At 39.7% G+C, this 11,975-nt stretch carries 16 protein-coding genes and 1 tRNA gene; 5 read left to right on the forward strand and 12 right to left on the reverse strand.

Features of this window, described 5'->3' with window-relative positions; genetic code table 11:
- Positions 1 to 2 precede the first annotated feature (2 nt).
- On the forward strand, positions 3 to 1,094 hold the full coding sequence (locus SP60_RS01700; protein ID WP_053950995.1) for a 5-(carboxyamino)imidazole ribonucleotide synthase: 1,092 nt from the start codon (positions 3 to 5) through the stop codon (positions 1,092 to 1,094).
- A gap of 23 nt (positions 1,095 to 1,117) precedes the next feature.
- Positions 1,118 to 1,423: a DUF3846 domain-containing protein gene (locus tag SP60_RS01705; protein WP_053950996.1), complete on the forward strand. Its 306-nt coding sequence runs from the start codon at positions 1,118 to 1,120 to the stop codon at positions 1,421 to 1,423.
- Positions 1,424 to 1,433: 10 nt separating this feature from the next.
- Here the strand turns inward: SP60_RS01705 and SP60_RS01710 are convergent, their stop codons facing one another.
- The 6 genes from SP60_RS01710 to SP60_RS01730 are packed head-to-tail and all read right to left on the reverse strand — an operon-like array spanning position 1,434 to position 4,954.
- A complete protein-coding gene (locus SP60_RS01710) occupies positions 1,434 to 1,808 on the reverse strand; it encodes a glutaredoxin domain-containing protein (protein WP_053950997.1) in 375 nt (124 codons plus the stop codon).
- 4 nt (positions 1,809 to 1,812) lie between these two features.
- Positions 1,813 to 2,646 (reverse strand): bifunctional methylenetetrahydrofolate dehydrogenase/methenyltetrahydrofolate cyclohydrolase FolD, encoded by an 834-nt coding sequence (gene folD, locus SP60_RS01715; protein WP_053950998.1) that lies wholly within the window; start codon positions 2,644 to 2,646, stop codon positions 1,813 to 1,815.
- A gap of 23 nt (positions 2,647 to 2,669) precedes the next feature.
- A complete protein-coding gene (kdsB, locus tag SP60_RS01720) occupies positions 2,670 to 3,407 on the reverse strand; it encodes a 3-deoxy-manno-octulosonate cytidylyltransferase (protein WP_053950999.1) in 738 nt (245 codons plus the stop codon).
- 3 nt (positions 3,408 to 3,410) lie between these two features.
- Entirely contained in the window at positions 3,411 to 3,572 is a 162-nt protein-coding gene (locus SP60_RS08210; RefSeq protein WP_082319615.1) for a Trm112 family protein, read from the reverse strand.
- A complete protein-coding gene (gene lpxK / locus SP60_RS01725) occupies positions 3,569 to 4,516 on the reverse strand; it encodes a tetraacyldisaccharide 4'-kinase (RefSeq protein WP_053951000.1) in 948 nt (315 codons plus the stop codon). The genes SP60_RS08210 and lpxK overlap by 4 nt, the downstream gene beginning before the upstream one ends.
- A gap of 6 nt (positions 4,517 to 4,522) precedes the next feature.
- Positions 4,523 to 4,954, reverse strand: coding sequence for a phosphate-starvation-inducible protein PsiE (locus SP60_RS01730; protein WP_053951001.1), 432 nt, complete (start codon positions 4,952 to 4,954; stop codon positions 4,523 to 4,525).
- Between the two features lie 60 nt (positions 4,955 to 5,014).
- On the opposite strand from SP60_RS01730, the gene SP60_RS01735 reads away from it, so the two are divergent.
- Positions 5,015 to 6,250: a lipoprotein-releasing ABC transporter permease subunit gene (locus SP60_RS01735; RefSeq protein WP_053951002.1), complete on the forward strand. Its 1,236-nt coding sequence runs from the start codon at positions 5,015 to 5,017 to the stop codon at positions 6,248 to 6,250.
- Complete coding sequence (locus tag SP60_RS01740; protein ID WP_053951003.1) at positions 6,243 to 6,911, forward strand: ABC transporter ATP-binding protein; 669 nt, start codon at positions 6,243 to 6,245, stop codon at positions 6,909 to 6,911. Before SP60_RS01735 ends, SP60_RS01740 begins: the two co-directional genes overlap by 8 nt.
- Here SP60_RS01740 and panD read toward each other — a convergent pair.
- The 6 genes from panD to infA all read right to left on the reverse strand — a co-directional run bounded on the left by panD (position 6,901) and on the right by infA (position 11,016).
- Entirely contained in the window at positions 6,901 to 7,269 is a 369-nt protein-coding gene (gene panD / locus SP60_RS01745; protein ID WP_053951004.1) for an aspartate 1-decarboxylase, read from the reverse strand. The genes SP60_RS01740 and panD overlap by 11 nt on opposite strands.
- A gap of 176 nt (positions 7,270 to 7,445) precedes the next feature.
- Positions 7,446 to 8,576: a sodium ion-translocating decarboxylase subunit beta gene (locus tag SP60_RS01750; protein ID WP_053951005.1), complete on the reverse strand. Its 1,131-nt coding sequence runs from the start codon at positions 8,574 to 8,576 to the stop codon at positions 7,446 to 7,448.
- Between the two features lie 16 nt (positions 8,577 to 8,592).
- Positions 8,593 to 10,404: a sodium-extruding oxaloacetate decarboxylase subunit alpha gene (gene oadA / locus SP60_RS01755; RefSeq protein ID WP_053951006.1), complete on the reverse strand. Its 1,812-nt coding sequence runs from the start codon at positions 10,402 to 10,404 to the stop codon at positions 8,593 to 8,595.
- Between the two features lie 26 nt (positions 10,405 to 10,430).
- Positions 10,431 to 10,676 carry an OadG family protein gene (locus SP60_RS01760; RefSeq protein ID WP_053951007.1) on the reverse strand — a complete coding sequence of 82 codons (246 nt, stop codon included), beginning with the start codon at positions 10,674 to 10,676 and terminating at the stop codon, positions 10,431 to 10,433.
- A 23-nt stretch (positions 10,677 to 10,699) separates the two neighbouring features.
- A tRNA-Leu gene (locus SP60_RS01765) sits at positions 10,700 to 10,784 on the reverse strand.
- Positions 10,785 to 10,797: 13 nt separating this feature from the next.
- Positions 10,798 to 11,016, reverse strand: a complete 219-nt coding sequence (gene infA, locus SP60_RS01770) for a translation initiation factor IF-1 (RefSeq protein ID WP_010645628.1) — start codon at positions 11,014 to 11,016, stop codon at positions 10,798 to 10,800.
- A gap of 134 nt (positions 11,017 to 11,150) precedes the next feature.
- Between infA and metF the strand changes: the two genes are divergently transcribed.
- Complete coding sequence (gene metF, locus SP60_RS01775) at positions 11,151 to 11,972, forward strand: methylenetetrahydrofolate reductase [NAD(P)H] (protein ID WP_053951008.1); 822 nt, start codon at positions 11,151 to 11,153, stop codon at positions 11,970 to 11,972.
- The last annotated feature ends 3 nt before the right edge of the window (positions 11,973 to 11,975 follow it).

Genomic DNA, 11,975 nt, shown 5'->3' on the forward strand with positions numbered 1-11,975 from the left:
ATATGAAAATAGGGGTACTTGGCGCAGGCCAACTCGGCAGAATGATGGCTATTTCAGGCTATCCTCTGAATCATCAATTTGGCTTTTCTGGCTACTCTGCTAACGAACCTTCGGCTTTATTGGGGCATATGTTTGCACAAGAAGATAATGCTGATAACATCGAGTCTTTGGTAGCATTTGCCGATGTAATCACTTACGAAAGTGAAAATACTGATATTGAGATGCTCAGGGAAATCAATAAAGATATTCCGGTATATCCTGGCGAAAAGTCTCTATTTACCACACAACATCGTGGCCGTGAAAAGGCTTTATTTGAACAGCTAGATATCCCTTGTGCGCCTTATAAAATGGTTAATTCATTAGCTGAGCTTGAAAAGGCAGGCACACATATTGGGCTGCCCGCCATCTTAAAAACAGCCACAGAAGGCTATGATGGCAAAGGCCAGTTTTTAATACGCCGTGAAGATCAAGTTAAAGAAGCTTTTGAGAGTATGAATGGTGTGGAATCAATTTTAGAGGGTTTTGTTAACTTTAAGCGTGAGCTGTCGTTAATTGCCGTTCGAGGCATTGATAATGATCACAAATATTATCCTTTGGTTGAAAATACACACCATGATGGTATTTTAAGATTGACCATTGCACCCGCTCAAAATATCGATCCAGAGGTTCAAAAAACGGCTGAACTTTACATGCAAACCTTACTCGATGAAATGGATCATGTAGGCGTGTTAACCATTGAACTATTTGAGACTGAAAATGGTCTTGTCGTTAATGAAATGGCGCCTCGTGTACATAATTCGGGACATTGGAGTATTGAAGGCGCCAACACTTCTCAATTTGAGAATCATATTCGCGCTATTAGCGGTATGCCTCTGGGGGATACAACGCCCACACACAACTTTAGTGCTATGGTAAATATCATTGGAAAAATAGGCCCTGTCAAAATTGCGCTTAATATGGCAAATGCACACTTACACTTGTACGATAAAACTGAGCGTGATAATCGTAAACTCGGTCATATTAATATCACTGCCGACTCATTAGTAGCGCTTGAGAAAAGTATTGAACAACTTAAAGAATTTCTACCTAACTAACTTATACAACTAGGATTTATCACATGTCAGAACAATATAATTGGCCCTCATCAATGCTCTACCACCCAACGGGCGACCCTATTAACATCAAGCCTATTGATAACAATGAATCCTTTGGTACGGATGAACTAGAAACTTTTATTGGGGGCCCAATTGATCATATCAAACTGGATAATGGTATGCTGGTTATTAATGAGCAAGGTAAAGAAATGAACCTGCCTTTGAACGATATGGCCAGTAAAAATGGTTATTCTTTATATGGAAATTTGATCTTTGTGCCAAAAATAATTCAGGCTGAGCCTGTTAAGTTTGACATTAAAAACCTTTAAAGAATTCAAGTTAGCCAAATTCTTTTTCAAGATAAGCTTTAATATCGGCTGATTCGTACATCCAAGTAACACTGCCATTGTCTGTAATCTTTAAACAAGGCACTTGGACTTTACCCGCCTCCTTTAACAACTCTTCACGGTACTGGCCACCACGAGTCTGTGCGTCTCGAGTAACAATATTAATATTTAAGCCTCTAATTACCCTTCTACTCATAATACAAAAAGGACAGGCAAAGAATTGATACAATTCGATTTTTGCCGCTTTTGCATCTGCTAGCGCTTGCGCTTGCGCATCTCTTTTAACCTTTTTAACAGGGATTAATCGACTAACCAGCGCAATCAAAGCGCCAAATCCATTTCTAAAAGCTTTTAATAATAATTTCATGGTTTTATGTCCTATTTTGGTAAGCGGTGAGTGTGTTTTCTAGCAAAGTGGCAATGGTCATGGGGCCAACGCCACCGGGTACGGGCGTCATCCAACTGGCATTTTTAGTCGCTGAATCAAAATCAACATCACCCACTAGTTTTCCACTTTCTAATCGGTTAATACCTACGTCAATCACCACAGCACCCGGCTTAATCCAATCACCTTGAATCATTTGTGGAATACCTACTGCAGCAACAACCACATCGGCACGGCGTAATTTTCCAGATAAATCTTGGGTTTTACTATTGCAAATAGTCACAGTGGCACGAGCGTTTAAAAGCTCCATCAGCATCGGCCTACCAACAATATTAGAGGCACCTACAACTACACAATCTTTGCCGACTAAGTCAATACCTATTGTTGCTAACATAGTCATCACACCTTTGGGTGTACATGGGCGCAAATAAGCCTTATTTTGCATGAGTTTGCCAATATTTTCACTATGGAAGCCATCCACATCCTTTTGTGGAGAAATGGTCTCAATGACTAAATTTGCATCCAAATGCTTAGGCAATGGCAATTGCACCAAAATACCGTCAATTTTATCATTATTATTCAAACGCCTTATTTCATCAAGAAGCTCCTGTTGGGTAATATTGGCGGATTTATTGATTTTTTCTGAATAAAAACCCACCTCTTTACAAGCGTTGTCTTTATTGCGCACGTAGACTTCTGACGCAGGATCATCGCCAACTAATATCACTGCCAAACCTGGAGCGTGGTCTAATTGTTTAACCTTTTTAGCAATATCGTTGCGTAAATTTTGGGCAATTTGCTTACCATCAATAATGTTCATACTTATTCTTTTTTTTAATGTTGTTATGTTGCTAAAGCGCTGCGAACCTGGTCTAAATCTGCTTGTGTATCAACTCCAAATCCCGTCTCAGCACATGCAATGGCTACGTGAATACCAAAACCTTCATTCAATACGGTGAGTTGCTCCAGTTTTTCAACTTGCTCAAATCGAGAGTTATCCATCTCTAAATATTGTTTAATAAACGCCGCTCGGTAAGCATAAATGCCAATATGCTTATAGCAAAGTGATAAATCAAAATCTTGCTCATCTCTAAAATAGGGAATCGGTGCGCGAGAAAAATACAGTGCCTTGCCAAACTTATCAAACACCACTTTAACGCAATTTGGATCTAGATATTGTGCCTTATCAATCACTTGCTCGCATAAAGTCGCCATTTGCATTTGGCAAGCGCTAAGGTTATTGGCAACCTGATCAATCACGCTTGGGCTTAACATCGGCTCATCACCCTGAACATTGACCACAATCTCATCATCGGAAATATTAAGTTGCGCAATAACTTCAGCAATTCTTGCAGTGCCAGAGCTGTGATCTTTATCAGTCATGCAAACGCTTGCACCAAAGTCTTCGGCCACTGTTTTAATGCGCTCGTCATCGGTTGCAATAATCACCGTTGAAGCGCTACTTTTTAGTGCATTTTCATAGGTGTGTTGAATTAGCGGCTTGCCGTGGATATCTTTGAGTAATTTGGCTGGCAGCCTACTAGATGTATAACGAGCTGGAATAATAACGCTAAAATTCATGGGTTAGTCTAGCTTTCTAGCCTCTTCTTCGAGTAACACCGGAATGCCGTCATCAATCGGATAAGCCAGGCCGCTTGCTTCACAGATTAGCTCATCACCCACCTGCTTTAAAGGTGCTTTAGATTTCGGACAAACTAAGAGTTTTAATAGAGCTTCATCAATCATAATTTTTCAGCTAATTTATTTAAAAAGTCTTTGCCAATATCAAGGTCTACTTTTAAGTAATACATCTTATCATTGGCAAACTCTCTACATTTTACCCAATCTTTAGCAGTCATGATTATTGGATAATTATCTTCAAATGCTAGATCTTGCGCTTGATACGGATAATGATCCTCAAAAGCCTGTTTTTGTACGTCGATGTTGAGCTGCGCCAAGGTGTTAAAGAAACGCTCAGGATGGCCAATACCAGCCATACCATGACAAGTTTGATTCTTAAAAAAATCAAGCGGAAATTCTTCTTCACTGCGCATATGAACAAATTTTACGGGTTTCAATTGAACAGAAACCTCTCCAGGAAATACGCCGCCATTATTAATAATGAAATCAACCTGCTTAAGTCTATTTTGTGACTCTCTCAAAGGTCCAGCAGGTAGGAAAAACTGATTACCAAAACGTCGATTACCATCAATCACTGCAATTTCTACCGTTCTGTCCATCGCGTAATGTTGCAAACCATCATCACTAATAACCAGATCAACTTGATGTTGATCAATTAAATCTTTGACCGCCTGAGATCGATCTTTATTGACCATAACTGGCACCCCAGTTGATATGACAATGAGTAACGGCTCATCACCCGATAAAGCAACATTGGTATGTGCATTAACCAATAAACTGCCTTGCGTATGAGTGCCACCATAACCTCTAGATACTACCCCAACTCGCCTGCCTTGCTGTTTAAAATATTGCACAAGCTTAATAACAACAGGGGTTTTTCCACTGCCGCCAACAGTAATATTACCCACCACTATCACTGGAACTTGAAAATGATGCGTTTGCAAAATACCCCATCGATACAAAGCTCGACGCAACTTACTTAGCGCATAAAAAACACCAGAGACTGGCCACAACAAGTAATTAACAACACCTCGAGTATTTAAATCCATTAGACTCTATTTAAAGCACTCGCCTTTATTGTCGTATTTTTTTTCGCTAAATCTAAGGACACCAGCAGAAATAGTTAGAATAAGAATAGAGACAACCATAATTAACAAATTAAATTTATCGGTTGACATTAATGCCTTCATGTCGATCACCATAAAACGAGTAATGGCAGTGATGGCGATAAAAATTAGAAAAATCACGGGCAGGCGGTGTGTTTTGAAATAAATACCCGTCATAGCGCCTAACTCTAAATAGATAAAGAGTAGCAAGATATCCTTCAAGGAAGCAAATCCAGATTCATGTTGCATGATAATGATATATTCCCCAATAGCCGACCAAACAATTGTTGCACCAATAACAAACAAGCCAACAATATGAAACGTTTCAATTAAAAAATCTCCTAATTGATCTATCCTATCTTTCAATGCAATCTTCTCCATTTTTTCTCCTCAGATATTTAGTTATTAGTAAAGTGCTAATTATGACAAAATATCACCACCATGAGTATTGAATTTGACATTTCCAACCAGTATTTACGTTCTAATCGTAAAAAAGGCTTCATTTCCTTTATTTCTGGCGTTTCTATGGTTGGCCTTATTTTAGGTGTAATGACACTTGTCACGGTTTTATCGGTCATGAACGGCTTTCATAAGGAACTTCGAGAGCGTGTACTCAGTGCTATTTCTCATTCATATATTAGCGAACATGGTGGTGCACTCAGCCATTGGCAAGATCTACAAACAAGCATCAATCAACATCCAAAAGTACTCAGCACTTCGCCTTATATTGAACAGTACGCTCTATTAAGCACTGCTAATGGCGCACAAGGTATTAGTGTCAGAGGTATTATTCCTAAATGGGAAAAGCAAACCTCTGCCCTACTGGACAAAATCAAAACTGGCTCTAGTGAATTATCAAAATCTGATATTTTGATTGGATCAGGACTTTCGGCCCAGCTAGGCGCCCAAGTAGGAGACAAAATTACCTTGTTGACTCCCAAACTATCATCCAATATCATGGGAATCCAGCCTCGATTTAAACGCTTTACTGTGACTGGAATCTTTGACGCCGGTATTAATGAATATGACAATAATTTAGCTTTTATTGCACTCGGTCAAGCTCAAAAACTATATTCGATGAAAGGCCAAGTATCTGGTATTCGCCTTAAAGTAGACAACTTATTTCAAGCCAAAAAAATCACTCAAGAGGTGGTTTCCAGCTTAGGCGTTGATAAATATTACGGTATTGATTGGACACGCCAAAAAGCAAACTTTATGAAAGCGCTTGAACTTGAAAAACAAATGATTGGCGTGATTTTGTCGTTGATTGTGGCGGTCGCTGCTTTTAATATTGTCTCTATGATGGTTATGGTAGTCACTGATAAAACGGCTGACATCGCCATTTTACGCACACTGGGCATGACCCCTAAACGCATTGTTAAAATATTTTTCTACCAAGGCTTGACCATTGGCATCATTGGCATTACCGTTGGCATCATACTGGGCGTGCTATTATCACTTAATATCGAAGTTATTATTAGTGGCATTGAAACCATACTAGGATTTGAATTCTTCCCAAAAGAGGTTTTTTATATTAATCGATTTCCTTCTGAAATTCATCTGAATGATATTGTTAAAGTGGCGCTTGGTGCTTTTATATTAGTCTTACTTGCATCGATTTACCCCGCCAAACGTGCAGGAAAAGTTACCATTGCCAAGGTGTTGAATCATGAGTAATCTAATTGAATGCCACGATATTAACTATCAGTATCGTGACGGTACTCAGAGTAACAAAATTATTCAACACCTAGATCTTGAGGTGGCAGCGGGTGAGTCTGTTGCCATTCTTGGGCAATCTGGCTGTGGAAAATCAACTCTACTTAATCTTTTGGGCGGCATTGACCAGCCTGACAGCGGGCAAATTATCATTAACGATACTGATATTAACACCCTAAATGAAACTGAAATGACTAATTTTAGGGCTAAAAATCTAGGATTTGTATATCAATTTCATCATCTACTTAAAGATTTTAACGCCCTGAAAAATATCATGATGCCTCTGCTAATCCAAGCAGATGCTCAGGCTCAAAATAAGGCTATGCAAATGCTAAAAAAGGTCGGCCTTGAAGCTAGAGCAAGCCATCTTCCTAGTGAGCTATCAGGGGGAGAGCGCCAAAGAGTGGCGATCGCTCGAGCACTTATCACGCAGCCAAAATGCTTACTAGCAGACGAGCCTACGGGCAACTTAGATGGTAAAAATGCACATGAGATTCTTGATTTAATGATGGACCTAAATCAAACGCACAACAATTCGTTAATTATTGTCACTCATGATGAAAATATTGCTGCCAGAATGCAGCGAGTTTTAGTGCTTGAAAATGGGCAATTTAGCGAATAGCTGAACTCTGCCTAGTAAGTGTGTTGTTATCATCAACATAACACAAATTCGGTGCATAGTTTTTAAGCTCATGCTCATCATAGCTTGCATAGGCAGCAATAATAAGTAAATCGCCAACTGCCGCTTTATGGGCAGCAGCACCATTCACTGAAATCACACCACTATTCTCTTTGCCTCGTATGGCATAGGTTGTAAACCGATTACCATTAGCAATATTATAAATCTGAATTTGCTCAAAAGCCTGAATGCCAGCAGCATCCAATAAAATCCCGTCAATCTCACAAGAGCCTTCATAATCAAGCTCTGAGGCCGTAGTGGTAACGCGATGTAGTTTTGCGTTTAAAAAGGTTCTTTGCATAATATGTTTATTTTAAATTTAATACCTTGGGGTTTTGCAAGTATTTTTTATTTTCTACGAAGTAAATTAAGTAAAGTTTTTTAGAATTTTCAAGGCAAATTATTTTTATAACGTAGGCGCATACACAAAGTATGCAACAAGTGATAAAACTAATTTAACACAGAAAAAATAAAAAACTAGCTTAGTAGCTGGATCATAATACCTGCGGCAATAGCAGAGCCAATCACACCTGCAACATTCGGCCCCATGGCGTGCATCAGTAAGAAGTTGTGTGGATTAGATTCCAGACCAACTTTGTTAGAAACACGTGCTGCCATTGGTACAGCAGAAACACCTGCTGATCCGATCAAAGGGTTAATTTTATTCTTACTAAATAGATTCATTGTCTTCGCCATTAATAAGCCACTTGCTGTACCGATTGCAAAGGCCACCATACCTAATAGCAAAATACCTAAAGTTTCTGGCTGTAAGAATTTGTCTGCCATTAGCTTCGAGCCAACCGCCAAGCCTAAAAAGATTGTCACAATGTTAATCAGAGCATTTTGTGTAGTATCGCTTAAACGATCTACAACACCTGATTCTTTCATCAAATTACCAAAAGCAAACATACCTAGTAATGGCGCTGCGTCAGGTAGCAGTAAAGCGACCAACATCAGTAGCATAATTGGAAAGATAATTTTTTCCGCAGTGGACACTTCTCTTAATTGCACCATTTCTATTTGACGTTCTTTTTCAGTGGTCAGTGCACGCATAATTGGCGGCTGAATGAGTGGCACAAGCGCCATATATGAATAAGAAGCAACCGCAATAGCGCCTAATAATTCAGGTGCTAATTTACTCGCAACATAAATACTAGTTGGGCCATCTGCACCACCAATAATACCAATCGCTGCTGCGTCTGTCAGACTGAAATCAAACACCCCTATGGCGGTAAGAGCCATAGCGCCCAATAGCGTTGCAAAAATACCAAATTGCGCCGCAGCACCTAATAACAATGTTTTTGGATTAGCCAGTAGCGGACCAAAGTCGGTTAATGCGCCCACACCCATAAAAATGATCAAAGGAAAAGCACCAGACTCAATACCCACCACATAAAACACGTGCAAAATACCACTGCCTTCTGCAATGCCTGCGCCAGGAATATTGGCCAAAATCGCACCAAAGCCAATTGGCAACAACAATAATGGCTCAAATTTTTTAACAATAGCTAAATAAAGTAGCAGTATGCCAATTAATAGCATAAGGCCTTGGCCCCATACCATTTGATACAAGCCTGTGTTAAGCCATAATGAATTTAATTGTTCCATAATAAGCTCTGGTTGATTAGGCTAAAGATAACAAGGCTTGACCAACAGTTACTGCGTCACCTTCTTTAATATTGATTTCTGTGACTACACCACTTCTAGCAGCTTTGATTTCTGTCTCCATTTTCATCGCTTCAAGAATCACCAGCACATCACCTTCATTAATTTTTTGATTAAGCGAAACCATCACTTTCCAAATATTACCCGAAAGTGGTGCGCCAATTGCTTCTCCGCCTGTTGCTGGTACTTCACTAACAATCTCTTTCTCAGCCGCTGGTGCAGCCGCTGTTGTTGCATCAGAAGATGCTTTCATTGAAGTAACGTCACCGCCTGCAGAGACATCAACTGTATAAGAATTACCCTTAAAAGAAACCGTGTAAGTGCCCTCTTCACTATCAGGCGCAACACAATTATTAGTTTCTTGTGGTACCGGCTCAAAGAAATCAGGATTGTTGCGATTCTCTAAAAAGGAAATACCCACTTGAGGAAATAAGGCATAGGTCATTAAATCGTCAATTTTGTTAGCAGCTAGCTGAATGCCTTTCTCAGCAACTACTTTATCAAACTCTTGCTCTAAAATATGCATCTCTGGTGCAATATTATCAGCAGGACGACATGTAATTGGCTCAGCTCCATCGAGTATTTTTACTTGCAATGCTTGGTCCACAGGTGCAGGTGTTGCACCATATTCACCTTTTAGCACACCAGCCGACTCTTTCGTAATAGTTTTGTAACGCTCACCCGTCAATACGTTTAGTACAGACTGTGTGCCAACAATTTGAGAAGTTGGCGTTACTAAAGGAATATAGCCTAAATCTTTGCGTACGCGTGGGATTTCTGCCAACACTTCATCCATCTTATCTGCTGCATTTTGCTCGCGCAGTTGGTTTTCCATGTTGGTTAGCATGCCACCAGGCACCTGAGATAGCAAGATACGCGAATCAACACCTCTTAAAGAGCCTTCAAATTGCGCGTATTTGCAGCGAATAGGTCTAAAGTAGGCATCAATCTCTTCTAGTTTTTCTAGGTCAAGTCCAGTTTTTCTAGGGCTATTTTCTAAAATAGAAACCACAGAGTTTGTTGCAGAGTGACCATAAGTCATACTCATTGAGCCAATAGCCGTATCAACACGGTCGATGCCCGCTTCAACTGATTTAATAATGGTTGCTGTTGAAAGTCCTGTTGTCGCGTGTGCATGCAACTGAATTGGAATATCAATCTCTTCTTTGAGTTGTTTAACCAAATCATAGGCAACATAGGGCTGCAATAGTCCGGCCATATCTTTAATACATAAAGAATGTGCACCCATATCTTCAATTTGCTTGGCCATATCTAGCCAAGTTTGCGCATTGTGCACAGGACTAACCGTATAAGAAATAGTTCCTTGAGCATGCTGGTCTAACTTAACTGCTTGATCAACGGCTGTTTTTAGATTTCTGACATCATTCATCGCATCAAAAATTCTAAAGACACCGACGCCATTTTCTGCACAGCGATCAACAAATTTACGTACGACATCATCACTATAGTGGCGATAACCTAAAAGATTTTGACCACGTAACAACATCTGCTGTGGCGTATTTGGCATAACCGCTTTAATTTCACGAATACGATCCCAAGGATCTTCACCCAAATAACGAATACAAGAATCAAATGTAGCACCGCCCCATGACTCGATTGACCAGTAGCCAATTTTGTCGAGCTTGTCGGCAATTGGCAACATGTCGTCAATGCGCATGCGTGTTGCAAATAAAGACTGATGTGCATCTCTAAAGACTAATTCTGTAATCTCTACTTTCTTAGTCTCAGCTTTATTTGGTTTTTTGGTCATATTTTTTAGAAAATTTAGCATAATCCTTATGCTCCCCTATGCATCTTGATTGCTTGTTCGATCACGAACTTTGTCTCTTCATCAATTTCTTGTTCAAGAGTTGTTGTATTGCTGCCATGCTCCGGCTCATCACTAATCCGAGCCTGAAGTTTTTGAATAATAACTGACATCAATTTGGTTACAAAGACTAGTAATGTCAAAAACAAGAAAACAAACCCCATACCAAACATGGTTAGGTTTAACGCTTGCGTCAAAAGATCTGCTTGTTCCATAATTACTACCCCCTATATTAATTTGGTACCGATGGACGGGGTCGAACCGTCACTCCGTGAGGAACCGGATTTTGAATCCGGCGTGTCTACCAATTCCACCACATCGGCAATAAACTGCTTTTTACTTATGTCTAAAAGTAATTCTACCCTTGGTTAGATCATAAGGTGTCATTTCAACGGTTACCTTATCTCCTGGTAAAATACGAATGTAATGTTTACGAATTTTTCCAGAAATGTGCGCTAAAACGCTGTGGCCATTTTCTAACTCAACCGTAAAAGTTGTATTAGGTAGCTTTTCTTTGACCACGCCTTCTAACTCAATGTAATCGCTTTTTGACATATATAATATAAATTCAAACCAAGTAAATTGTGAAATTTTACCCGAATACCAGCCCGTGGACAGAAAAACCGAACCACTCTTCATGATTTGAAATAAGCTATAATTAGCCTACTTTTAACTAACGTTAACTACCAATGCAATTAAGTTTTGAATTTTTCCCGCCTAGAACAGATCAAGGCAAACTAAATCTTAAACAAGTTCGTCAAGAGTTATCCGCTATTAAGCCGCATTATTTCTCAACCACGTTTGGCGCTGGCGGCACTACGCAAGAGGCAACGCTAGAAACGGTATTAGATATTCAAGCAAATGATGGCGTCTCAGCAGCGCCACACCTTTCTTGTATTGATTCTGAAAAATCTAAAATTTTAGCCTTACTAAGCCAGTATAAAGCCGCTGGTATTAATCGCATTGTTGCGCTACGTGGGGATATCCCCTCTGGTGTTCGTGATATTGGTGATTTTCATTATGCGAGCGAATTAGTAGCTTTTATTCGTCACGAATTTAATGACCACTTTCACATTGAGGTAGCGGCCTATCCAGAAATGCATCCGCAAGCCAAAAATATGAATACTGATATTCAGCATTTTGCCAATAAAATGAAAGCAGGCGCTAATAGCGCTATTACACAGTATTTTTACAATGTAGATGCCTATCTTAGGTTTGTAGACGATGTACAAAAACTAGGTATCGATGCGCCCATAACGCCTGGCATTATGCCCATCACCAATCATGACCAATTACTCAGATTTTCCAATATGTGTGGTGCAGAAATTCCACGCTGGGTTGAAAAGCGTTTGGCGGTATTTGGTGATGACTTAGAGTCTTTATCTGCTTTTGGCTTAGAAGTGGTTGATAATCTTTGCGACCAGCTCAAATCTCAAGGGGTAGAAAATTTTCATTTCTACACCATGAACAGGTCACAGCCTTCTTTAACGTTGGCTAAAAATCTACTATAAATT

This window comes from Candidatus Thioglobus autotrophicus, assembly GCF_001293165.1.
GTDB lineage: Bacteria > Pseudomonadota > Gammaproteobacteria > PS1 > Pseudothioglobaceae > Thioglobus_A > Thioglobus_A autotrophicus.